Source organism: Sorangium sp. So ce295 (assembly GCF_051527405.1).
In the GTDB taxonomy this organism is placed as follows: domain Bacteria; phylum Myxococcota_A; class Polyangia; order Polyangiales; family Polyangiaceae; genus Sorangium; species Sorangium cellulosum_B.
In genome coordinates this window covers 3,526,863-3,549,073 of the sequence record NZ_CP150324.1, presented here as the reverse complement: position 1 = coordinate 3,549,073, position 22,211 = coordinate 3,526,863, and the positions used below count along the sequence as shown (strand labels likewise).

18 protein-coding genes and 1 tRNA gene are annotated in these 22,211 nt (G+C 72.7%); 10 read left to right on the top strand and 9 right to left on the bottom strand.

Features of this window, described 5'->3' with window-relative positions:
- The first annotated feature begins 69 nt into the window (after window positions 1–69).
- The 3 genes from WMF11_RS13650 to WMF11_RS13640 are packed head-to-tail and all read left to right on the top strand — an operon-like array spanning window position 70 to window position 3,216.
- Window positions 70–1,380 (top strand): thymidine phosphorylase, encoded by a 1,311-nt coding sequence (locus tag WMF11_RS13650; protein WP_437908839.1) that lies wholly within the window; start codon window positions 70–72, stop codon window positions 1,378–1,380.
- A gap of 59 nt (window positions 1,381–1,439) precedes the next feature.
- Window positions 1,440–2,462 carry a sensor histidine kinase gene (locus tag WMF11_RS13645; protein WP_437977777.1) on the top strand — a complete coding sequence of 341 codons (1,023 nt, stop codon included), beginning with the start codon at window positions 1,440–1,442 and terminating at the stop codon, window positions 2,460–2,462.
- Window positions 2,463–2,511: 49 nt separating this feature from the next.
- Entirely contained in the window at window positions 2,512–3,216 is a 705-nt protein-coding gene (locus tag WMF11_RS13640) for a response regulator transcription factor (RefSeq protein WP_437552268.1), read from the top strand.
- Between the two features lie 40 nt (window positions 3,217–3,256).
- Here WMF11_RS13640 and WMF11_RS13635 read toward each other — a convergent pair whose 3' ends face one another.
- The gene (locus WMF11_RS13635) at window positions 3,257–3,697 is read right to left on the bottom strand and encodes a hypothetical protein (protein ID WP_437299476.1); all 441 of its coding nucleotides are present in this window, start codon (window positions 3,695–3,697) and stop codon (window positions 3,257–3,259) included.
- 129 nt (window positions 3,698–3,826) lie between these two features.
- On the bottom strand, window positions 3,827–4,294 hold the full coding sequence (locus WMF11_RS13630; protein ID WP_012235064.1) for a DUF3293 domain-containing protein: 468 nt from the start codon (window positions 4,292–4,294) through the stop codon (window positions 3,827–3,829).
- A 291-nt stretch (window positions 4,295–4,585) separates the two neighbouring features.
- Between WMF11_RS13630 and WMF11_RS13625 the strand changes: the two genes are divergently transcribed.
- The 7 genes from WMF11_RS13625 to WMF11_RS13595 all read left to right on the top strand — a co-directional run bounded on the left by WMF11_RS13625 (window position 4,586) and on the right by WMF11_RS13595 (window position 12,597).
- Window positions 4,586–5,665, top strand: coding sequence for an ABC transporter ATP-binding protein (locus WMF11_RS13625; RefSeq protein WP_437977776.1), 1,080 nt, complete (start codon window positions 4,586–4,588; stop codon window positions 5,663–5,665).
- Window positions 5,662–6,408, top strand: a complete 747-nt coding sequence (locus WMF11_RS13620; RefSeq protein WP_437908836.1) for an ABC transporter permease — start codon at window positions 5,662–5,664, stop codon at window positions 6,406–6,408. The genes WMF11_RS13625 and WMF11_RS13620 overlap by 4 nt, the downstream gene beginning before the upstream one ends.
- Complete coding sequence (locus WMF11_RS13615; protein WP_437977775.1) at window positions 6,408–8,108, top strand: GldG family protein; 1,701 nt, start codon at window positions 6,408–6,410, stop codon at window positions 8,106–8,108. The genes WMF11_RS13620 and WMF11_RS13615 overlap by 1 nt, the downstream gene beginning before the upstream one ends.
- A complete protein-coding gene (locus WMF11_RS13610; RefSeq protein ID WP_437908834.1) occupies window positions 8,108–10,447 on the top strand; it encodes a DUF4340 domain-containing protein in 2,340 nt (779 codons plus the stop codon). The genes WMF11_RS13615 and WMF11_RS13610 overlap by 1 nt, the downstream gene beginning before the upstream one ends.
- Window positions 10,448–10,517: 70 nt before the next feature.
- The gene (locus WMF11_RS13605) at window positions 10,518–11,432 is read left to right on the top strand and encodes an SH3 domain-containing protein (RefSeq protein ID WP_437552263.1); all 915 of its coding nucleotides are present in this window, start codon (window positions 10,518–10,520) and stop codon (window positions 11,430–11,432) included.
- Window positions 11,433–11,544: 112 nt separating this feature from the next.
- A complete protein-coding gene (locus WMF11_RS13600) occupies window positions 11,545–12,126 on the top strand; it encodes a hypothetical protein (protein ID WP_437977774.1) in 582 nt (193 codons plus the stop codon).
- A gap of 129 nt (window positions 12,127–12,255) precedes the next feature.
- Window positions 12,256–12,597, top strand: a complete 342-nt coding sequence (locus tag WMF11_RS13595) for a hypothetical protein (protein WP_437552261.1) — start codon at window positions 12,256–12,258, stop codon at window positions 12,595–12,597.
- Window positions 12,598–12,830: 233 nt separating this feature from the next.
- Here WMF11_RS13595 and WMF11_RS13590 read toward each other — a convergent pair whose 3' ends face one another.
- From WMF11_RS13590 to WMF11_RS13560, 7 genes are all read right to left on the bottom strand, one after another.
- Window positions 12,831–13,316, bottom strand: a complete 486-nt coding sequence (locus tag WMF11_RS13590) for a response regulator (RefSeq protein WP_437552260.1) — start codon at window positions 13,314–13,316, stop codon at window positions 12,831–12,833.
- Window positions 13,317–13,652: 336 nt separating this feature from the next.
- A tRNA-Phe gene (locus WMF11_RS13585) sits at window positions 13,653–13,725 on the bottom strand.
- Window positions 13,726–13,870: 145 nt separating this feature from the next.
- Window positions 13,871–14,830 carry a hypothetical protein gene (locus WMF11_RS13580; protein WP_437977773.1) on the bottom strand — a complete coding sequence of 320 codons (960 nt, stop codon included), beginning with the start codon at window positions 14,828–14,830 and terminating at the stop codon, window positions 13,871–13,873.
- Entirely contained in the window at window positions 14,827–16,854 is a 2,028-nt protein-coding gene (locus WMF11_RS13575) for a M1 family metallopeptidase (RefSeq protein WP_437977772.1), read from the bottom strand. The genes WMF11_RS13580 and WMF11_RS13575 overlap by 4 nt, the downstream gene beginning before the upstream one ends.
- Before the next feature lie 106 nt (window positions 16,855–16,960).
- Complete coding sequence (locus WMF11_RS13570) at window positions 16,961–18,295, bottom strand: hypothetical protein (RefSeq protein ID WP_437908829.1); 1,335 nt, start codon at window positions 18,293–18,295, stop codon at window positions 16,961–16,963.
- Window positions 18,296–18,329: 34 nt separating this feature from the next.
- Entirely contained in the window at window positions 18,330–20,159 is a 1,830-nt protein-coding gene (dnaK, locus tag WMF11_RS13565) for a molecular chaperone DnaK (RefSeq protein ID WP_012235052.1), read from the bottom strand.
- Window positions 20,160–20,319: 160 nt separating this feature from the next.
- A complete protein-coding gene (locus WMF11_RS13560; protein ID WP_437977771.1) occupies window positions 20,320–22,134 on the bottom strand; it encodes a DnaJ domain-containing protein in 1,815 nt (604 codons plus the stop codon).
- Between the last annotated feature and the right edge of the window lie 77 nt (window positions 22,135–22,211).

The following is a 22,211-nucleotide window of genomic DNA, read 5'->3' as shown; positions in this document are numbered from 1 at the left end:
GCTCCCGCCGACCATAGGGGGGCCCGCGCCAGGGACAAATAGGGGCGAACCCGGGTAAGCTCGACGCCGATGCAGACCCTTGTCGAGCTCGTCGCGAAGAAGCGCGACGGCGGGCGGCTGTCCGAGGACGAGATCGCGCGGATCATCCGCGCCCTCAGCGACGGCGAGCTCGCCGATTACCAGATGGCCGCGCTGCTCATGGCGATCTTCTTCCGCGGCATGGACGACGCCGAGACCGTCGCGCTCACGCGCGCGATGCTCCACTCGGGCGACGTCCTCGATCTGTCCGGCGTGCCCGGACGGAAGGTCGACAAGCACTCGACCGGCGGCGTCGGCGACAAGGTCTCGATCTGCCTCGCCCCCCTCGTCGCCGCCTGCGGCGTCCCCGTCCCGATGGTGTCCGGCCGCGGCCTCGGCCACACCGGAGGCACCCTCGACAAGCTCGAGGCGATCCCGGGGTTCGACGTCGCGCTCGACGCCGACGCGTTCGCGCGCATCGTCCGCGAGGTGGGGACGTGCATGATCGGGCAGACCGCGCGGATCGCGCCCGCGGACAAGCGCATCTACGCGCTGCGCGACGTGACCGCCACGGTCGAGTCGATCCCGCTCATCGTCGCCAGCATCCTCTCGAAGAAGCTCGCGGAGGGCATCGACGCGCTCGTGCTCGACGTCAAGGTCGGGCGCGGCGCGTTCATGAAGACCCTCGGCGACGCCCGCGCCCTCGCGACCGCGCTCGTGCGCGTCGGGACCGCGGCCGGCAAGCGCGTCTCCGCGCTGCTCACCGACATGAGCGCCCCGCTCGGGCGCACCGTCGGCAACGCCATCGAGACCCGCGAGGCCATCGAGGTGCTGCACGGCCGCGGGCCGGGCGACCTCGTCGCGTGCACGCTCGCCCTCGGCGAGGAGATGCTGATCGCCGGCGGCGCAGCGGCGAGCGCGGCCGAGGCGCGGGTGAAGCTCGAGGCAGCCATCGCGAGCGGCGCGGCGGCCGAGGTCCTCGCGCGGATGATCGCGGCGCAGAAGGGCGATCCGGCCGTGGTGCAGGACGCCGGCCGGCTGCCCAGCGCCCCCGTCGTGGTCGAGGTCGCCGCGCAGGACGAGGGGCACGTCGCCGCCGTCGATCCGCTGGAGATCGGCCTGTCGGCGGTCGCGCTCGGCGCCGGGCGGACGCGCGCCGACCAGCGCGTGGACCCCGCCGTGGGGATCGAGCTCGCCGCGGTGCGCGGCGATCGCGTGGACCGCGGCGCGCCCCTCGCCCGCATCCACGCGCGCCGGGCGGACGACGCGCGGGCCGCGGCCGATCGCGTCCGCGCCGCCTTCCGGCTCGGCCCGGCGCCCGCCGAGGCGCCCGCGCTCGTGCTGGAGCGGATCGAGGCGTAGCCGCGCGCGGGCGCTCGCGGCGGCTCGCCGGCGGCGCGGGGCCCCACTAAGCTGCCGGCATGCGGACCCCGAGGCGCGACCTCACCACGCTCGGCTACCGGCGGATCATCCAGCTCCTCGTCTACCTGGTGATCATCCCCGGGGTGCTCCTGTCGGGCGTCGGCTTCCTCCTGCTCGTCCTCGGCGAGGCCCAGTACAACCTCATCATGGGGATCATCGTCCTCACGTTCTGCGGGACGCTCGCGACCGGGGTCATCCTCGTGTGGGTCTTCCTCCGGCGCGAGCGCAACCTGTCCGAGCTCCAGGCCGATTTCGTGTCCAAGGTCTCGCACGAGCTGCGCACCCCGCTCACGTCGATCCGGATGTTCACCGAGACCCTCACGCTCCGGCGCGGCGACACGATCAGCGAGGATCGCTGCATCGAGGCGCTCACCAAGGAGAGCGCCCGCCTGCAGCAGCTCATCGATCGGCTGCTCGACTGGGGGCGGATGGAGAGCGGCCGGCGCGTCTACGAGCTCTCGGAGCACCACCTCGGGGAGATCGCCGACGAGGCGATCCACGCCTTCGAGCCGACCCGCGAGAAGCGCAGCGTCGACCTCGACGTCTCCATCGACGCGAACCTCCCGCCCGTGCTCTGCGATCGCAGCGCGCTCGTCGACGCGATCGTGAACCTCCTGTCGAACGCCTACAAGTACGGCGGCCAGCCGAGGAAGATCAGCGTCTCCGCCCACGTCCTCAAGCGGTCGGCGCTGCTCACGGTCCGCGACAACGGCAAGGGCATCGCCCGCGCGGAGCACAAGCGGATCTTCGAGAAGTTCTACCGGGTCGACGATCTCCTGGCCCGGCAGCAGGAGGGCTCGGGGCTCGGGCTGTCGATCGTCAAGCATGTCATCCGGGCGCACGGCGGCAAGATCCTCGTCGACAGCGAGCCCGGGAAGGGCAGCACGTTCACCCTCGTGCTCCCGCTCCGGAGCGCGCCCAAGGCGAGCGCCGAGCGACGCCCGCAGGTCGCGGCGCCCGCGGTCGCCGCGGCGCACAACGACGCGTCGGATCACGGCGCCGACGCGAGCGCGCCGCCGTAGCGCGGCCGCCGCCGGTCAGGACATGAACATGCTAGAGGACCTCCTCAGCATGACCCGAACCCCTCAGACACCGGCGCGGACCGTCCTGCTCGTGGAGGACGACCCCAGCATCGCGATGGGTCTCGAGATGAACCTGACCGCCGAGGGCTACCGCGTCCTCGTGGCCGAGGACGGGGAGCGCGGGCTCGCGCTGGCCCGCGGCGGCGGCGTCGATCTCATCATCATCGACGTCATGCTCCCCCGGCTGAACGGCTTCGAGCTGCTCCGCATGCTCCGGAACGAGCGGCGCACCCTGCCGGTGATCATGCTGTCCGCGCGCGGCGCCGAGATGGACAAGGTGATGGGCCTCGAGCTCGGCGCCGAGGACTACATCACGAAGCCGTTCAGCCTGGCCGAGCTGCTCGCGCGCGTGAAGGCCGTGCTCCGGCGCGACGCGATCGCGCGCGCCGACGGGGCGCAGCTGCGCGCCGGCGACATCGTGATCAACGCGGCGACGCGCGAGGTCCGCCGCGGCGACGCGCTGATCGAGCTCACGGCGACCGAGTTCGACGTGCTGCTCTGCCTCGCCGAGGCGGGCGGCAGGGTCCTGTCGAGGGAGCAGATCCAGGCCAAGGTCTGGGGCCCGACGCACCACGGGACCCCGCGCACCATCGACAATTTCATCCTCCAGCTCCGCAACAAGCTGGAAGAGAACGCGACGACGCCGCGCCACCTGCTGACGGTGCGCGGCGTCGGCTATCGCTTCGTCCCCTAGAGCGGCGGTCGGAGGGCGAGCGCTCCGGGGGGTGCGCCCGTCAGGGCGCCTGACAGAACTTGTTGATGTTGTCGACGAGGGGATCTTCCTGCTTGATCGCCTTCTCGATCGACGCCTGGGCGGCGTTGCTCTTCTCCGCGTCGTTGGCGTCCGCCGCGGTCGCGAGATCGCGCGCCGCCTTGGCGACGTCCTTCGCCATGGCCTGGTATTCGCCCGAGAACTTCTGCAGCTCCGGGGTGGTCAGCTTCACCTGCGCCGCGTCGGCCGCCACCTTGTCCATCGCGTCGGCCATCGCCTTCAGCTCGCTCGACCCGCCCTGGTCGGTGCCGGCCTTGGTGCCTTTCTCGATGCTCTGAACGCCCTTGTTGATGACCTCGATGAGCGCGTTGCACTCCGAGACCTTGTTCTGGCCGCAGCCGCCAGCGCCGGCGACGAGCCCGAGCGCTGCGACGAGCGCTGCGAGGGTGACCTGGGTGCGCATTCTGCTGTGTCTCCTCATGTGGTGAGCGAGGCCGGTCCGCCCATCCCTAAACGCCAAGGCATGAACCCACATTTTGCGGGTACGTTTCAACATGGAATCGGCGATCCGCGTCCACGGCCGCCGCGTGGGTCAGGACCGCACCCGCCAGTTCCCCTGGAAAGTTCGGCCGATGTCGTCGGCTGTCGGATCGGTGATGATGAGCTCCGGCCGGCCGCCTTGCGCGAACACGATCGTGTTCTGCCGGAAGACGCGGCCGAAGGCGATCGCCTCGTCCCGGTCCATGCCGTGGACGAGCCACGCCGGCTCGCGCCAGATGCCCTCCGGCTCCGCCTCGGAGCCGACGCACGGCTCCACCCGGTAACAGCCGAGGATCAGGAGATCGCGGAGGACGTGGTGGCGCTGATCGTTGACCCGGCGCGGGATGAGCATCGAGCGCGGGTTGTAGGCGGTGAGCACCGCGAACTTGCGGGTCAGGAGCTCGGGAAGCCCGGCCTGATCCTGGACGATCTCGCCGTCCAGCGAGACGCGCAGCGTCCCCGCCGGGGTGGGGAACTCGTAGATGGTCGAGAAATACGACCGGAGGAGCGTCTGATCCATCGTGCAGCGGTGGTGTGAGGGGGCCGCGGCGCTCGGCGCACCGGGTGCGTCGCCTTGCAGAGGGGCCCGTGGCGTGAGCGCCCGGGCCGCCGGGCGCGACGGCGCAGGGTTACCAGAGACGCGCGGCTCTGGCTACTCGCCGGCGCGCTCGTCGTCAGACCGCCGCCAGACCACGCCAGACCGGCGCGCGCTTCCCCTGCCCCGCCCGGTGCGCTAAGCGTTCCGCGCGATCGACCGGCCTGCCCGCGCGCACCGCGCCGGCGGCCCTGACCCCCTGCGCCCGATGCCACGATGATCGAGGTCGAGCACCTCTCCAAGTCCTACGGCCCCCACCAGGCGGTGAGCGACCTCTCGTTCCAGGTGAGCCAGGGGGAGATCGTCGGGTTCCTCGGGCCGAACGGCGCAGGCAAGAGCACGACCCTCCGCATCCTCGCGGGGTTCCTCGGCGCGACGTCCGGCCGGGTGCGGATCGCCGGCCACGACATCACGGAGGAGCCGATGCGCGCGCGCGCCTCGCTCGGGTACATGCCCGAGACCTCGCCGCTCTACCCGGAGATGCGCGTCTCGGAGTACCTCGCGTTCCGCGCCGAGCTGAAGCTCGTGCCGCGGCGCGCCCGCGGCGAGGCCGTCGCGCGCGCCCTCCGCGACGCGCGCGTCGAGGACGTCGCGAGCGTCCTGATCGGCCACCTCTCGAAGGGCTACCGCCAGCGGGTCGGCCTCGCGGACGCGCTCGTCGGCGACCCGCCGCTGCTCATCCTGGACGAGCCGACGGCGGGCCTCGATCCGAACCAGATCCGCGAGGTGCGCGCGCTCGTGCGCCGGCTCGGCCGCGACCGCACAGTGCTCCTCTCGACGCACATCCTCTCCGAGGTCGAGGCGACGTGCACGCGGGCGCTCGTGATCGCCCGCGGGAGCCTCGTGGCGGAGGGCTCGATCGACGAGATCCGCGCGATGCGCCGGTCGTCCGGCGCGCGCGTCGTCGTGCGCGGGGCGGCGGACGCGGCGCTCGCGGTGGCGCGCGGCGCGGCGCAGGTCCGCTCGGCCGAGGCGGAGGACGCCGGCGAAGCGGCGCGGCTCACGGTCGAGTTCGACGCCGGCGCCGACGCGGGCGAGGCCGCCGAGCGCCTCGTCGCCGCGCTGGTCGCCGCGGGCCTCGGGGTGCGCGAGCTCGTCCCCTGGGCCCCTTCGCTGGAGCAGGTCTTCTCCGAGCTGACCGCGGCCGACGACGCCGGCGCGCGGGGCGGCGCCGGAGAGCCGGCCGAGCCCGGGGCGGGCGGCGGCGAGGCGCCTCGGCCGGCGGCCGGCAGCCGGAAGAAGAAGGGCAGCGCGGCCCGGCGCGGCGAGGGCGGCGCGGGGAAGGAGCGGCGGTGAGGGGCTTCTGGCCGATCTTCAAGCGGGAGCTCTTCTCGCTCTTCGTGACGCCGCTCGCGTGGGTGCTGATCACCACGTTCCTGCTGGTGCAGGGCGTGCACTTTTTCCTGATCGCGACGCAGTTCGCCGGCGAGGTGGAGCTCTCCGCCGACACGGGCCCGGTGCAGGTCTTCTTCGGCCAGACGATCCTGATCTACCTGCCGCTGCTCTTCGTCTGCCCGCTGCTCACGATGCGGCTCTTCGCGGAGGAGCGCAGGAGCGGCACCATCGAGGCGCTCCTGACGGCGCCGGTCGGCTCCGCCGGCGTCGTGCTGGCGAAGTACGCCGCGGCCCTCGTGACGTACGTCGCGATGTGGGCGCCGACGGTGCTCTACGTCGTCCTCATCGGCAGGACCGGCGAGCTCGACTGGCGGGTCGTGGGGTCGAGCTACCTCGCCGTCTTCGCGGTCGGCGCCGGCTACCTCGCGATCGGGACGATGACCAGCGCGCTCACGAAGAGCCAGCTCATGGCCGCGGTGCTCAGCACGATGGCGGTGATGGGCATGTTCATCCTCGGCATCGGCGAGTTCATCTTCCCGGACGGCCCCGCCCACGACCTCTGCGCCTACGTCTCGGTGTGGACGCAGATGAACGACTTCTCCCGTGGGATCGTCGATCTGCGCCGCCTCGTGTTCGACGGGACGGTGGTCGCGCTGCCGCTGTTCGTGACCGTGCGCGCGGTCGACGCGTGGAGGTGGGGCTGATGTCCGGAGAGCGGCCCGCGCAAGCCGGGGCTCCGCCGCCGGGCACCTCGCTCGGCGAGAAGCTCTCGACGAGCGTCGGGATCATCGCGGCGATGGTGCTCGCGGTGCTCGTCAACTTGCTCGTCGCCCGCCACTACAGGCGCTGGGACTGGACGCAGGGCGGCCTGTACACGCTGAGCGACGCGACCGTCTCGACGCTGCGCTCGATCGAGGAGCCGATCCGCGTCTACGTCCTGCTCTCGGAGGGCGACCCCCTGACGCTCTCGGTGCGGCACCTGCTCGACGCGTACCGGGCCGAGAACCCGCGGATCGAGGTCGAGGTGACCGATCCCGACCGGCGCCCGGCGGAGTTCCTGGCGGTGCAGCAGCGCTACGGCGTCGTCGCGGGCAAGACGGACGACGGGCGCATCGTCACGGACGCGGCGATCATCGTCGCGCGCGGCGATCGGCCCCATTTCCTGACGGCGAGCGACCTGGTCGAGGTCGAGGACGAGGACGACCTGCGGTCGCGCCCGCGGCTCGAGCAGGCGCTCACCGGCGCGCTCCGGAGCGTCCTGCGCAGCGAGCGGCCGCTGATCTGCTTCGCGGCCGGGCACGGCGAGAAGTCGATCGAGGCCGGCGGCGCCGGCGGGCTCGCGGCGCTGAAGGACCGGCTCAACAAGAACAACTACGAGGTCGTGGCGCTCGGCGGCGGCCGGGGCGCGGATGGCCACGGCCACGACGACGAGGAGGAGGCTTTCGCCGCGCCGCCGGAGCCCGCGCCGGAGGTCGATCTCGACCGCTGCCGGGTGCTCGTCCTCGCCGGGCCGAGCCGGCCGGTGCCGGCGAGCGACGTGGCCCGCTACCGCGCGTTCATCGAGAAGGGCGGCAGCGCGCTGATCGCGCTCGGGCCCGTGCCGGACGAGAGCGATCAGCGGTACGTGGACCTCGGGCTCTCGGGCCTGCTGGCCGTGGCGGGGGTCGAGCTCCGGTCGGACTTCGTGTTCGAGCTCGACCCGAAGCTCCGGTCGACGCAGGGCTTCGGCGAGACCTTCGCGCCGATCGTCAGGCCGCACCCGATCACCGAGGGGCTCATCAAGGCGGCCGATCTCGGGCTCGGCCCGGTGCTCACGGTGGCGAGCTCGCTCGCGCCCACGGCGAGCGGGCCGGTGGTCCCGGCGCCCCTGCTCGTGACGAGCGACCAGGCCTTCGGCATGGTCGATTTCTTCAGCTGGGCCCGGGATCCGTCCGACCCGAAGCCGCGCGACGGCGACCACCCGGGTCCGCTCACGATCGCCTGCGCCTCGGAGCTGCCGAAGCCCGCGGGGTCCAGCGCCGCGCACGGGCCGCGCGTCGTGGTGGTCGGCTCGCCCGGCGTGCTCTACGGCGCGAACTGGCAGAGCCCCGAGCTCCGCGGGACAGCCGTGCTCGTCGAGAGCGCGCTGTCCTGGCTCGCGGCGAGCCCGCCCATGCTCGACATCCCGGACAAGCCGGCGTTCACGGCGGGCCTGCGGATCAGCGAGGACTCGCTCGCCGGGATCTTCCGCTACGTCATCGTGTACATGCCGCTCGCCGCGGCCCTCCTCGGCCTCGCCGTGTACCTGGCGCGGCGCGGCTCCGAGCGCCGCCCCGGCGACAAGGGGGGCCCCGGCGCGCCGGCCGGACGCGGCGCGCGCGGCGCGTCGGCCGAGGCCGAGGCCGAGCGCGAAGGATCGCCGTGATGCGGCCGCTGCGCCGGCACGCGACGACGCTGCTCCTGGTCGCGCTCGCCGCCGCGGCGGCCGTCGCGTTGCTCGTCCTCGACCGGGGCTCGGTGTCCACCGACGAGGCCGAGCGCCGCAGGAGGCACCTGATCGAGGCGTGGCGGCCCGACGAGATCACCGAGCTCACCGTGACGATGGCCGCGCCCGGCGCGCCGCAGACCGCGCGGCTCACCCGCGGCGAGGTCGACGACGCCGGCCAGCGCCCCTGGAACGTCGAGATCGACGGGCAGCGCTACCCGGCCGACGAGCCCACGGTCGACCAGCTCCTCGGCACGCTGGAGTTCGCGACCGCGGAGCGGCGCGTCTCCGCGGAGGCGAGCGACCCGGCCGCCCTCGGCCTGGCCTCGCCCAGGCTGTCGATCGCGCTCGCGATGGGCCCGCGCCGCGAGCGCCTGCTGCTCGGCGGCGGCGCCCCGACGCCGCCCGGCGCGGTCTACGCCGAGGTCGCGGGCCGAGGCGTCTTCGTCATCACGAAGCAGCTCGCCTCGGCCCTCGACGTGGCGCCGGATCGCTTCCGCTCGCGGAGCTTCGTCCCCTACGCCACCGCGGATCTCTCGGGCCTCACGCTCGACGGCGACGGCGGATCGCGGCGGTTCTCGCGCGCCCCCTGGGGCGGCGGCCGCGGGGCCGGCTTCCGCTTCGCGGAGGGCTCGCCCGAGGGCAGCGGCGTCCGGGTCAGCGCGCCGGCGCTCGACCTCGTGCTCTCGGCGCTCGGCCGCATGCAGGCCGAGGCGTTCCTCTCCGAGGCGGAAGCGCGGCAGGCCGCGTCCTCCGGCGGCCCCCGGGTCACGCTGACGCTGGAGCCGAGCGATCCCGCGGCGAAGCGCGGCGTGATCGACGTGGGCGGCGCCTGCCCGGGCCGGCCCGACCACGTCGTCGCGGCGCGGCGCGAGCCCACGCGCGCGGCCGCCTGCGTGCCCGCGAGCGTGCTCGATCCGCTCTCCGAGGAGGCGTCGCGCTTCGTCGATCTCGCGCTCGTCGCCGCGCCGCTCGACGAGGTCGTCGAGGTGAAGCTCGCCGCCGGCGAGCGTTCGCTGGAGCTCGCGCGCGCCGGCACCGAGTGGCACCTGCGGGCCCCGCAGGACCGGCCTGTCCCGACGGAGACGGGCCGCGCCCTGGTCCAGGCGATCCTCGACGTCCGCGCGACGCGCCTCCTGCCCGGGGCGAGCGATCTCGCGGCGCTCGGCCTCGCCTCGCCTCGGGCCACCCTCCGCGTCGTCTCGACGCCGCCGGGCGCAGTCGCCGAGGGCGAGCCGCAGGAGCGGATCGAGACGCTCGAGATCGGCGCCGAGCAGGCCGGCGTGGTGCACGTCCGGCGGCTCGAGGACGGCGCGATCGCCGAGATCCCTGCCCTGGCCGCCGGCGCGCTCCTCCCTTCCGAGGTGTCGCTGCGCTCCATGAAGGTGTTCGATTTCACCCCCGATCGGGTCAGCGCGCTGCGGATCGAGCGCCCCGGCCTGGTCCAGCGGCTCCGCCGGACGGGCGAGGGCGCCTGGCGGCTCGTCGAGCCGACCGGCGAGGGCCTCGCGGCCGACAGCGGGCTGGCGGACGAGCTCGCCGAGCTGCTCGCCGGCCTCCAGGCCGAGCGCTGGATCGCCGAGGATGCTGGCCAGAGCTACGGGCTCGGCGCGCCCCGGCTCGTGGTCGAGGCCGAGCTCGACCCCGCGCCGGAGCCCGGCGGCGGAAGCACCGGCGCGGCGACGCGCGCGGCCCGGGTGGCGCTCGGCGCGCGCAGCGGCGCGGGCTCCTTCGCGCGCGCCGGGGACGGCGCTGCGGTGTTCGTCGCGCCGCCGGCGCTGGAGGCCGCGGCCGGTCGCCTGCTGCTCCGCCGCGACGTCTTCCTCGTCCCGCCGCACGAGATCGCGCGGGTGACGCTGGCCCCTCGGGGCGCGAAGCCGGTCGTGATCGAGCGCTCGCCGGAGGGCTTCACGATCGCGGGAGCGGCCGATCAGGCGAGCGCCGCCGCGCTGGCCGCGAGCGTCCGGGACGCGCTGGCCGATCTCCGGGCCGAGGGCGCCGTCGCGCTGGGCGAGCCGGAGCGGCGCCATGGCCTCGGCCCGCCGCGCCTCCGGGTCAGCGTCGAGCTTTCCCGGCCGCAGGCCGCCCCGGCGGAGGAAAGCGACGCGGTCCCGCCGCGGGCGCCGGCGGGGTCGTTCACGATCGCGATCGGCGCGGGCGACGCCTTCCGCGGCACGAACGTCGTCTACGCCCGGCGCGACGGCGTGCGCGCGGTCTACGCCATCGCGCAGTCGCGGGTGCGACCGCTCCTCGAGGCGGCGGGCATCGCGGGCGACTGAGCGGTCCGCCGCCCGATCGAACGGACTATTTCGTTCTGATGGCTCACCTGTGCTAGGCGACGTGCTGGACATGGCGAAGGCGGACATGGCGAAGAGGCAGCGCCCGCTGACGGTCGACATCCCCCGTCCCGGCGATGAGCAGCCGGTCTGGTCGCGGGTGGGGGTGATCGCGCTGGTGGGGTTTGTCGTCGGCGTCGCGTGGCCCAAGCTCGCCGGCGTCCGCATCGGCCCGACCGTGCCTTCCGACGTCAAGGCGACGGCCGAGGCCACGGCGGCGCCGGCGTCCCCTCCCCCCGCGGCAGCGGCGCCCGGGACCGCGGAGCCCGAGGCCAAGCCTCCCGAGGCCGCCGCGAAGAACCAGCAGCAGGTCGTGGTCGGCCCCGGCAGGATCACGCGCTGCTCCGACAAGAAGAACAAGAAGGTCGAGGACTGCGGAGAGCTCCAGTTCGATCCGATCGCGCTGCCCCGGCTGAAGGAGCTCGCCCAGTGTCCGGCGGCGCTCGGCGTGGACGGCAAGCTCCCGATCGGCTTCGAGCTCAACTTCGAGAAGAAGGAGGTCCAGGTCGTCAAGGGGAAGAAGACGAGCCTGCCGGCCTCGACGGTCAGCGGCATTCTCCAGTGCGCAGCGCGGGAGTTCTCGAACGTGTCCCTCGAGGAAGTCCCGCACAAGTACCGCCGGTACTCCCTCGTTTACACTGCCACCTTCTATCCCCCTGGCGCGCAGGCCGACCCCGCGAAGGCAGAGGCCGGCGGCGGCGAACAGGAGCAGGCCGCCGGCACGACCACGAGCGAGACCGCGGTGAGCGGCCTGGCCACGGTGAGCTGGGATACTGCGCTCGTCCGCGGCGCGCCCAAGGAGGGTGATGTGGTGATGCGGCTGGTGCGTGGCACTCGGGTCAAGCTCGTTGGCCGGCAGAACGATTGGTACAAGATCGAGCACCGCGGCAAGACGGGGTGGATGTACCGCGGCGCCATCGGCCTGTAACCGGGGGCAGCGAGCGTCAGCCTGACGGGAGACACGCAGGCGGCTTCAGGCGCGGATTCCAGGGCCGCGCCCGAGCGAGGGCGCGTCGGTTCGCGTAGAATGGTTGGGGCCGATGACGCGCAAGTTCTCGCTCCCCCTGCTCCACCTGGCCCGCGCCGACCGCGCGACGGCGCCTGCGTCGGCCACGCCCACGGTGGACGCGGTGCGTGAGCGCCTCGGCGGGCGCGCGCCGACCGAGCCCGGCGTGGGCGAGCTGGTCCTGCTGACCACCGCCACGGGCAAGGCGCTCCCCGGCGTGGTCCTGTACAGGGGCGGCACCACCGTCGATGTGTGGATTGACACCACCACAACGGCATCATCCACCCCGGACGAAGCGCGAGGCCTGGACCTCGCGAACGCCGTGACCCGCCGGGGCGTGGTTCACCGAGCGCGCCCTGCCGACCTCGCGCCGTTGCGCGTCGCTGCGCCCGAGTCGCTGATCGCCATCGCGGCCGACGCGCGCGTCTTCGCGGCCCTGAGCGAGGGCCAGCGCATCCGGTTTCAAGACGGCGGCGATCTCGCCGAAGGCACGCTGGTCGAGAAGTGCCGCTTCGGCGGCCTGGTGCGGCGCGACGACGGCACCCTCCTCGGCGTCGGCTTCCGCCGGCTCTGGCCGGCGCGGTCCGAAGGAGCGAAGCGGGGCCAGCGGAACTGAGAGGGAGGCGGTATCGCACACTGGCCAGCTCCCTGGCGCACGTGCGGCTTGTGCCTCCTCCGCGGACGCGATAAGAGGGCCACCGTCATCGTAGCTCGCGCGCTGCGCGTCCAGCTCGGAGGATACCCCTTGAAGCTCGCCCCCTCGTTCACGATCGCCCTCGCGCTCGCCATGCTTCCGGGCTGTGGTGCTTCGCTGTCCGGCCTGTGCGAGGACAAGTGCGATTGCACTGGCTCGTGCAGCGACAGAGACCAGGTGGAGTGCGTGGACGCCCTCGAGGACGCCGAGAGATCCGCGGAGTACGACGGCTGCGAGGACCAGTTCGACGAGGCCATCTCCTGCATCGACGATGAGTTCAGGTGCGACGGCAACGACGTCGCCATCGCCGGGTGCAACACGGTGATAGAGAACCTGCGCAAATGCGCCGGGCTGCCGGTGTCCGGCGCCCTCGTGGGCCAGTTCTTCCTCTGATCGACGGCCGGCGCCGAGCCTGTCGCGCGCGCCCGCGTGGCTGCTCTGCGCCCCTCGTGACAGGGCACCTCCCGCGAGGCGCGCTCGCGGCGCTCGCGTATGCGTCGCGGCAGGCCTCGCGCGGCACCTGCCGTCCCATCTTCCTGCGAGCTGCTCCCGCGCGCGGAGGGCCTTTCCGGTCGCCAGGGTTCGGTCGAAGCAGCGCCTGGCGCGCGCCGAGAGGGCGAGATCGCTTATTCGCCGAGGTGGGTGCGGACCTTCGTGAGCAGCGTATTGCTGTCGAAAGGCTTGATGAGGTAGTCGGTACACCCGTTCGCGAAGCCGATCTTGATGCTCGTCTGATCGCTCCTCGTCGTCATCATGATGATCGGCACGGTCTTCGTCGCATCGAACGCGCGGAGCCACCTGCAGGCCTGGAAGCCGTCCATCGCCGGCATGACGACGTCCATCAGGATGAGATCGGGGCGCTCCGCAATCGCCTTCGCGATGGCCTCCTTGCCGTTGCGCGCGATGATGATGTCGTAGTCGTCCACGCCGAGCGTCAGCTGCTGTGACAGCAGCGAAGTCAGCGAGTCGTCGACGACGAGGATCTTCTTCTTTCGAGCGGTCTCGCTGGCCTGGCTACTTGGCGCTGACGGCCGGCTCCGCGGCGCCGAGTCGGAAGCGGAGGCCGTTTCCGGAGAGCTCTTTCGCGAGGAGTCGACACGACGATCGGCCATGAGGGAGCCTCCATGAGGAGGCGCCGTTCCCTGGGGCGCCTCCGGAGTGTTCAGGTTGCAACGAGTGATCCCCCCGTCACCTTATCAGGATCGCTACCGCACCGGAACCAAGTTCCACTGTCACCCGATGTGGCCAAACCCGCGAAAGTACTCCTGAACAGACCGCTGCGCGCTCACCCGCAGCGAGCTGCCGAGGCCAGCTGGCGAGAGGAGGAGTTCAACGCAAGCCTTCGAACCCACGACAAGCGGCTGCGCCGTGCGGAACGGCTGCTCACGCTAGCGTGTAAGGACGACGACGGCGGCGTTTGCTCGCCGGTCCAAGCAAAAGAACGGTAGTGCCCAGGGACGGAATCGAACCGCCCACACGAGGATTTTCAATCCTCTGCTCTACCAACTGAGCTACCTGGGCTTGCTGCGGGCCCCGCGCTTACGCTGGAAGCGTCGGTCACGGGCGGGCTACGTTACGCGGATGTGGCTGAATGTCAAGGAATTCTTCGGCGCTCCGCCGCGCTCCTCGCGGGCCGGGCCCCCCGCCTGCGGCGGGCGCGGAGCGATCACCCGGCCGCGTCGTCGGGCGCGCTGTGCTGGTCGCGTTCGTGCCAGGGCGCGGAGCGATCGAGCAGCCGGAAGGCGGCCGCGAGCCACGAGGCGCGCAGGTAGGCCGCGGCGGCGAGCGCCGCGAGCTGCGCGGCGAACGCGGCCGCGACGCGCGGGCCGGTGCTGACCCCGGCGAGATGCATGCCCCACGCCCCACCGGCGAGCGCGACGACCGCGAGGGCGCCTCGGGACGCACAGGCCCAGACGGCCGCGAGCGGAGCGCCACGCAGCGCGTCGAGCCCTCTGGAGACGGCGGTGTAGAAGCCCCGCTGCTCACCGACCACGGCGACCCGCGCGAGATCGTGGAGCAGGGCGATGGCCGCGACCGGTACCAGCGCGACAACGGCGACGGCGATCGCCGCAAGGTCGCGGCCGCGCGGCAGGATCGGGAGCTCCGCGCAGAGCTTCGTCCCGGGGAGCAGGACGAGCGCCGCAGCGGCGACCTGCGCCGCGAGCGCGACGCCCCAGAGCAGCGCGAGCGGGCCCAGGGCGCGCGCCGCGCGGCCTCCCAGGTCCTGCGCGGAGAGCGATCCCTTCTGGCTCAGCGCGGCGAGGAGCACCGCGAGCGGGAGCAGCCCGAGCGCGGCGGCCAGCAGGGTTCCCAGGCCGAGCTGCGTGGCGAGGGCAGCGGCGGCGTGCGCCGAGAGACGCGCGAGCTCGCTGAGCATCAGGCCGCCGGGATCGAAGAGGATCGCGTCGCCGCGCGGGTATCCGCCGACGATCTGGGCCACGAAGACGGACAGCGGCGCCGCGACCACGAGCGAGGCGAGCGCCCGGTAGCCGAAGTACAGCGCGACCGCCGCTGGCCGCTCGTGCGCGGCGGGGCGCCCCGCCGCGCGCCGCGCGCGCCCTGGCTCGGCCACCGCGGCCCCCTGCGAGCCCGCATCGCTCGCGCCCCGCTCCGCCGGCGCGCTCATGGCCCGAGGAGCGTGAGCGCGAGCCCCACGGCGAAGCTCGCGCGCGAGAGCACGCCGGGCGCGAGGAGGTCGGGGCGCGATCGGCGCGCGTTGTTCGCGAGGTCCTCGTCGAGCAGCACCCGGTGGTCGGGGTCGATCACCACCGCGGCGAGCGGAGAGGCGCCGGCGTAAGGGATCGCGGCGGTGCTCTCGCGCGCATCCCACCGCGCCCGCTGCACGCTCCCGTCCTCGCCGTGCAGCGCGACGTCGACGGGGAGCACGAGCGAGCCGCGGCGCCGCACGACGGCGCGGCCGCGGTAGCCCGCCGCCTCGATCCCGGCCTCGGCCGGCGCGGGCGCCGCGCCGTCCGCGGGCCATGCGTCGAACGCCTCGACGGTGTAGTCGACCCACGCGCGCTCGAAGAGCCCGGCTCGAAGCGCCTCGGCCGCCTCGTCGCCCACCTCCCGCCGCACCGCGTCGAGCAGCGCCTCGGGGCCAGGGTGCCGGAACCGGTTCTCGCGCGCGTAGCGGCCGACGGCTCGCCGCACGAGGTCCTCGCCGTACACGCCGGCGAGGGTCGCGAGGAGCACCGCGGGCCTCCCGTACACGAGCCCGAGGTAGTCTTTCCCGTCGACGAAGCCCGCGGCCGGCTGGGCGACGGCGCCGTTGTGGCCCGACGTGAGCGCGTCGGCGCGGTACTGCGGGTGGAGGTCGATCTCGAGCCCGAGCAGGCGCGCCCACGAGCCGTCGCCGTAGCGCGCGCGCAGCGCGTCCGCTTCCGCGTAGGTGGTGAGGCCCTCGTCGAGGAACGGGTAGCGGTGCTCGTTCGTCGCGACGAGGCCGTAGAACCACTGGTGCGCGAGCTCGTGCACCGTGACCGCCTCGACGAAGCGCACGCCCACGGCGGGCCAGAGCCAGCTGCCGCCGGTCGTGATGAGCGTCGGATACTCCATGCCGCCCGCCTCCTCGGCGCCCTCCGGCGGATGCACGATCGTGAGCGTGCCGTACGGGTAGCGGCCGAACGCCGCGCCGAAGCGCTCGAGGCCGAACCGGACCAGGTCGATCTCCAGCGCCGCCTCGCGCTCGCTCCCTTCGGGGAAGAGGCACCGGATCGCGACGCCGTCGCCGGTGGTGGCGCGCAGCTCGCGAAAGCGGTCCCACGCGGCGAAGGCGAAGTCGTGCACGTCCTCCTGCACGAACCGGCGGATCGCTCGCCCGTCGGCCCGCCGCTCCTCCACGAGCCGGCCGGTCGCCCCGACCACGAAGCGCTCGGGGACGTCGACCGTCACGTCGTACGCCCCGAAGTCGGCGTAGAACTCCGAGAGCCGGTGGTAAGGGAAGTGCGCCCAGCGCCCGTCGGGCTCGAGGCGGGCGATCTTTGGGAACCACTGCCCCACCATGTGGAAGCTCCCGTGGTGACCCGTCCTGAGCGCGAGCGACGGGAGGTCCGCGTCCCACGCGAGATCGATCGTGATCGCCTCGCCCGGCGCCACGGCCCGCGGCAGCTCCACCCGGATGTCGGTCTCGTCGTCGGGATCGCCGGGCGTCGTGGGCTTGCCGCGGGGCCAGACGTCCGCGCCGTCCATCTCGCGAACCGCGAAGCGGGTCACCTGGATATGCCCGTAATCATAGAGCATTTCTCCACCGCGAAAGCCGTCGATGGACGACCGGAGGAACACGGTGCGCGGGTCCTTGAAGGCGTTCAGGTAGAGGTGGACGAACAGCTCGCGCTGCGGCTCGCGCGACGCGTTCCGCCAGACCAGCGTGCCCTCGCCGTGCATCGTGTGCTGCGCCGGATCGAGGCGCGCGCGCAGCGTGTAGCTCGCGATCGGATCGGCGTGGGCCGCGAGCTCGGCGTCCGGCGGAGGCGCGGGCGCCGGAGCTGCCAGCGCCGGCGCGGCGCTCGCGCCGGAGGGAGCGGCCGGCGACCGCCGCGCCGGAGCGTCGGGCTCGATCGGCTGGATTGTCGAGAGGAGCGACGCGCCCATGCGGCCGGCGAGCAGCGCGAGGAGGAGACCGACAGCGGCCTGGAGAGCCGTGCGCACCGGTGCAACCTAGCGAGCTTGCGGCATCACGGAAAGGCGGGTCTGGGGACGCGGCGGTCCGCTCGGAGCGATGAGGCGGCGCCGCGACGTCAGGCGAGGCCGGCGCCTAGACGCTGCAGACGATCCCCTCCTGCACGAGCTCGTACAGGAGCCGCAGGGCCTCGAGCGACTGCATGCCCGACACGTCGAGGATCTCGTCGATCGAGCTGTAGCCGTCGATGCACGAGAGCAGGAAGCCCGCGCGGTGATCGAGGTTCAGCGAGCGGAGCTGATCCGGCGACACCGCGAGCCGCAGCACGCGCGAGCCGTCCCCGAGGCGCGACTGGTACATCTGCCGGAGCATCTCGACGCAGCTGTCCGCGTACTGCCGCGCCATCCAGTCCTTCGGGTTCTCCTCGAGCAGGCCCTCCGCGAGGATGAGCGCGCCGCCGAAATCGCCCTGATCGAACCGGTGCTGCATCTGCTCCCGCGGCCCCTGGGCGCTCAGCTGGGGCTCGGTTGCGCGTGAATGAACCCCCTTGTCGACCTTCGCGACGGCCGCGGGCGCGCGCTCGGTCTCGGATCGGCGCGGAGCGCGCGCCGCGCCCTGCGCCTCGCCCGAGACCCTGTACGAGGTCGAACCGGCGAGCGCCCCCGTCCCGCCGCGAAAAGCGGGCTCGTCGTCCTCCACGAGCAGGCCGTAACGGAGCGTGCCGGGCGGCGGCGTGATCGGCGGCTCGTCCATCGGAGGGCCCGGCTCCTCGAACCCGAGATCGAGGCGGAAATCGATGCCCAGCGGCCCGCCGTCGTCCGGACGAGGGACGCGCCCCTTCGCCGCCGGGGGGACGTGGACGTCCCGCGCATCGACAGGCGGACCGCCGAAGACGTCGATCTCGCCAAAGCTGCGCGGGTACGACGGGCTCGGCTCGCGCAGGAGATCGTCGTCGAGCTCCGACCCGAAGTCGCGCTCGGCGTCGAGCGATCCGAACCCCATCCGCCCGCCGGGCCGCGACGGGACCCCGGGCTCGTCGCACTCCAGGCCGAGCCGCGCCGCCTCTCGGCCGGAAGCGCCGTGTTTGCCCGAGAACGAGGAGCCTGGCGGCGGCTCCCAGGGGATCGTCCTGCGCGGCGGCGGGACGGGCGGATACCCCTCCGGCGGAAAGGCCTCCGGAGGGCGCTGCCGCTGGGCGGTGATCTCGGAGCTCGAGTGAGAGCGGCGGGTCATCATCTTTGCCACGTAGTCGCTGACCGGGATCGGCGGCGGGAGCGTGATCTTGCCCTCGCCGTCCGGCTGGAGAGGCGTGCCGGCGGGCGGGGTTTCCATGCGGGGTGAGCCCCTCTCCTCGCGGGCGAGCTCGGCGAGCGCGAGGAGCTCCTCCGAGGCGACCGGTTGGGTGTCCTCGAGCTCGTCCACCTCGTCGAGCCCCCAGGAGGAGTCCAGGGTCTTGGAGTCAGGCGGCACCGACCGCATCGTCTTCCCTCATCGCGGCCATCCCTCACCCCTGTGGCCTGGCTACGACACCCTTGAACATCCGGTGGGTGCGCGAGAGCGCCTCCATCTGCTCCTTGACCGCGGCAGCGTCGCGCCGGCCGATGGCCTGACGCGAGCGCTCCACGATCCCGCGCGCCTTGCCGATGGCGTCGCGGCCGAAGTCGCTGGACGCCACGATCTGCTCGACCTGCGGGAACATCCGCTCGATCTCGGCGATGAGCTTCTCGGCCTCCTGCCGGACGCCCTCGAACTGGTCGCTCGCGCGGCGATCGACGAGGTACTCCTTCGCCGCCTCCATCATCTCGCCGACCTCCTCCTTCGTGAGGCCGCTCGACGCGGTGACCTGGATCGACTGCTGCTGGCCCGTCTCCAGATCCTTCGCGCTCACCGAGACGATGCCGTCGCTGTTGATCTCGAACGTGACCTCGATCTCGACCTGCCCCTTCGGCGCGCGGCGCAGGCCGGTGAGGATGAACTCGCCGAGCAGCTCGTTGTCCGTCGCCTTCTGGTGCTCGCCTTGCATGACCAGGATCTTCACGGCGGTCTGGTTGTCGCGGCTCGTCGTGAAGATCTTCGACCGGCTCGTGGGCACCGTGGTGTTCTGCGGGATGAGCTCCTCGAAGTTCGACCCGAACGTCATGATGCCGAGCGCGTGCGGCGTGACGTCGAGCAGGATCATCTGCTTCGTCTCGTCCACGAGCGCGGCGCCCTGCACCGCCGCGCCGAGCGCGACCACCTCGTCGGGGTGCACCCCCTTGCACGGCTCGCGCTCGAAGAAGTCGCGGACGGCCTCCTGCACCCTCGGCATGCGCGTCATGCCGCCGACGAGCACGACGTCCTCGATCTCGTCGCGGTCGAGCCGCGCGTCCTCGAGCGTCTGGCTGCAGATCTCGATGCACCGCTCGACGAGGTCCTCGCACAGCTCCTGCAGCGTGGCCCGCGAGAGCGTCCGCTGGAGGTGCAGCGCCTCGTTCCGCGCGCTCGAGATGATGAACGGCAGGTTGATCTCGGTCTCCAGGACGCTGGACAGCTCGCACTTCGCCTTCTCGGCCGCGTCCTTGAGCCGCTGGAGCGCCATCCGGTCCTGCCGCAGATCGACGTCGTGCTGCTCCTTGAAGCCCTGCACCAGCCAGTCGATGACGCGCGCGTCGAAGTCCTCGCCGCCGAGGAACGTGTCCCCCGCCGTGGCGATGACCTTGAAGACCCCGCCCGCGCCGATCTCGAGCACGGAGATGTCGAAGGTGCCGCCGCCGAGGTCGAAGACGGCGATCGTCTTCTCGACGTTCTTGCCGAACCCGTACGCGAGCGCTGCAGCCGTCGGCTCGTTGACGATGCGGATGACGTCGAGCCCCGCGATCTGGCCCGCGTCCTTCGTCGCCTGCCGCTGGTTGTCGTTGAAGTAGGCGGGGACCGTGATGACCGCCTTCGAGACCGGTTCGTTGAGGTAGTCCTCGGCGAACAGCTTCATCTCCTGGAGGACCATCGCGCTGATCTCGGGGACCGAGTACGTCTTGTCGCGCAGCTGGATGCGGACGTCGCCGTGCGGCCCCTCGACGATCTTGTACGAGGCGGTCAGGATCGCGTTCTTCACCTGCGGGGACGACCACTTCCGGCCGATCAGCCGCTTCGCGGCGTAGACCGTGTTCTCGGCGTTGGTGATCGCCTGCCGCTTCGCGATGTGCCCGCAGAGCCGCTTGCCGGCCTCGGTGATCGCGACCATGGACGGCGTCGTCTTGTACCCACCGCGATTCGGGATGACGGTCGGGACGCCCTCCTCGACGATGGCAACGCACGAGTTCGTGGTGCCAAGGTCAATGCCGATGACACGCTCCATCGATGCCGCTGCTCCTCTTGTGATCTTCGGCCCGAACGGCCGCTGAGGCCACGATGCTAGACCGTTTCGCGGAGCCGAGCGGGGCAATCGTGCGCCGCCCATGCGGAAGGCGCCGCCCCGGGCCTTCCCGAGGCCGGCGCGCCTTCTGTAAGGGCCGGCGCTAGACTTGCTTCCCCTGCTGTTTGGCCTGCTCGCGCGCCTGCGCGACGAGACCGCGCAGCCTACCATCGTTCCCTGCGAGCTCGGCGGCGCGCTCGAGCTCGCCGGCCGCGCTCTTCGCGAGCCCCGCGGCCGCGTACGACAGCGCGAGCGTGATCCGGTACTCCACGGAGGTGGGCACGAGCTCCACCGCCCGCCGCGCAAACTCCACCGCCCGCCGCGAGCTCTCCCCGGCCTGGAGCGTCGCGTGCGCGACCCGCTCGTGCGCGCCGGCGTCGTCCGGGCGGCCGTTGCACACCTTCACGTAGCTCAGCGCCGCCTCGACCCAGCGGCCGTTCTGTGCCTCGTACTCGGCCTGCTTGAGGTACCCGTCCGCCAGCGCCACCGCCGCGAGGCGCTCCACCTCGGCCGACGCCCTCTGGAGCTCGGCGTCCTCCGGAGCCAGCGACGCGGCGATCCGGTACGCGTTGGCCGCGCTCGCGAACTCGCTCCGATCGAGCGCGGCCCGAGCCACGTCGGAGTACCGCGCGATCTGGCTCCGGAGCGCCTCGTTGCGGGCGTTCTCGTAACGCGCCTTGAGCGCCTCGACCGCCCGTATCGACTCCGGCGAACGCACGCCGGAAGGGGTCTTCGGCGGCGCCCCAGGGGCGCCTGCCGACACAGCCGGCGCGACGGCCGCTCCAGGCGCAGCCGTCGCCACAGGCGGCGGGGTGGCCACCCGAGGCGCAGCCGTCGCCGCGGCCGGCGTTGCAGCCGCCCCGGACGCAGCGGCCACCGACGCAGAGGGCGCCCCCGGCGGAGGGCGCCTCAAGCCTCCGGTGAGCTTGCGCGCGAACGTCTCACGCCGGTCCTTGGCGATGGGAGCAGGCGCGGCAGGCGAGGCCGGCGCTGCGCTCCGCGCCGGCGCGCCTCCGCTGTCGGGCGAGCCTCCTCCTGCGGGCGGCTGCGCCGGCGACGGCTGAACCGGCGCGGCGGCGCCGGAGGACACAGCGGACGCGCCCTGCCCTGCGGGCGCGCGCTCGGAGGAATAACGTCCGGGCGACGCGCCCATGTCGCGCGGATCGGCGAACGCGGCGCGCACCGTGGCGTCGACGGCGGTCGTTATCGTGGCGATGTCGCGCGGCGTCTGCTCGATCAGCGCCGCCATCGTCCGGTTCTTGTGGGACTGCTCGAGGTACGCGTCGTACTCGGCGCGCCGCTGCTTCGACGTCAGCGTGTCGTGCGCCAGCGTGATGCGCGTGAAGATGGCCTCGATCTTCGGCTTGTAGGAGCCGAGCTGCTTCCGGAAGTAAGTGTCCGGATGGAACTCCGGCGCGAGCTGGTAGTAGGCGCTCTTGATCTGCTTCTTGTCCGCCTGATCCGCGACGCCGAGCAGCGCGTAATAGCTGAGATCCTCGAGGCGGTAGTAGAGGTCGAGGATCCGCCGCTTCCGGTCGGGGGCGAGCTCGACCGGCTCGTCGAGCTCGGCGGGATCGTAGAGCGGCAGGGACTCCATCTGCTGCAGCGCGTCCCGGCCGAGCGGAGCGGACTCGGACCCGGACGGCATCGTCTTCTCTGGATCCACCGCGGCCGCGCGCCGCGCGGCGTCCCGCGGCGGAGGCTGTCCGGAAAGGTCCCCGTCCAGGAGGATCGCGCCGAGGTCGCGCAAGCGGCGCAGCACCTCGACGGTATCGACGTGCGACATTCCCGTGATCAACGACAGATCCCGATCCGTCAGGACGCCGTCGATGCGGGACAGGAGGAACGCCTCCGCGGGTTTCAGCGGGAGCGATTTGAGATCGTACCCGGGCTTCGGCCTTGGAACACGGAACGTCATCGGGTCGAGCAGCGGCCCCCTCGCGCTCGAGTCTAGCGACGAACGCGCGCCCGTCGCAATTGCAGACCACGGCGAGC

Coding starts and splice junctions, on each gene's coding strand:
- WMF11_RS13650 (WP_437908839.1), top strand. CDS start 70: ATGCAGACCCTTGTCGAGCTCGTCGCGAAGAAGCGCGACGGCGGGCGG.
- WMF11_RS13645 (WP_437977777.1), top strand. CDS start 1,440: ATGCGGACCCCGAGGCGCGACCTCACCACGCTCGGCTACCGGCGGATC.
- WMF11_RS13640 (WP_437552268.1), top strand. CDS start 2,512: ATGACCCGAACCCCTCAGACACCGGCGCGGACCGTCCTGCTCGTGGAG.
- WMF11_RS13635 (WP_437299476.1), bottom strand. CDS start 3,697: ATGCGCACCCAGGTCACCCTCGCAGCGCTCGTCGCAGCGCTCGGGCTC.
- WMF11_RS13630 (WP_012235064.1), bottom strand. CDS start 4,294: ATGGATCAGACGCTCCTCCGGTCGTATTTCTCGACCATCTACGAGTTC.
- WMF11_RS13625 (WP_437977776.1), top strand. CDS start 4,586: ATGATCGAGGTCGAGCACCTCTCCAAGTCCTACGGCCCCCACCAGGCG.
- WMF11_RS13615 (WP_437977775.1), top strand. CDS start 6,408: ATGTCCGGAGAGCGGCCCGCGCAAGCCGGGGCTCCGCCGCCGGGCACC.
- WMF11_RS13610 (WP_437908834.1), top strand. CDS start 8,108: ATGCGGCCGCTGCGCCGGCACGCGACGACGCTGCTCCTGGTCGCGCTC.
- WMF11_RS13605 (WP_437552263.1), top strand. CDS start 10,518: ATGGCGAAGGCGGACATGGCGAAGAGGCAGCGCCCGCTGACGGTCGAC.
- WMF11_RS13600 (WP_437977774.1), top strand. CDS start 11,545: ATGACGCGCAAGTTCTCGCTCCCCCTGCTCCACCTGGCCCGCGCCGAC.
- WMF11_RS13590 (WP_437552260.1), bottom strand. CDS start 13,316: ATGGCCGATCGTCGTGTCGACTCCTCGCGAAAGAGCTCTCCGGAAACG.
- WMF11_RS13580 (WP_437977773.1), bottom strand. CDS start 14,830: ATGAGCGCGCCGGCGGAGCGGGGCGCGAGCGATGCGGGCTCGCAGGGG.
- dnaK (WP_012235052.1), bottom strand. CDS start 20,159: ATGGAGCGTGTCATCGGCATTGACCTTGGCACCACGAACTCGTGCGTT.
- WMF11_RS13560 (WP_437977771.1), bottom strand. CDS start 22,134: ATGACGTTCCGTGTTCCAAGGCCGAAGCCCGGGTACGATCTCAAATCG.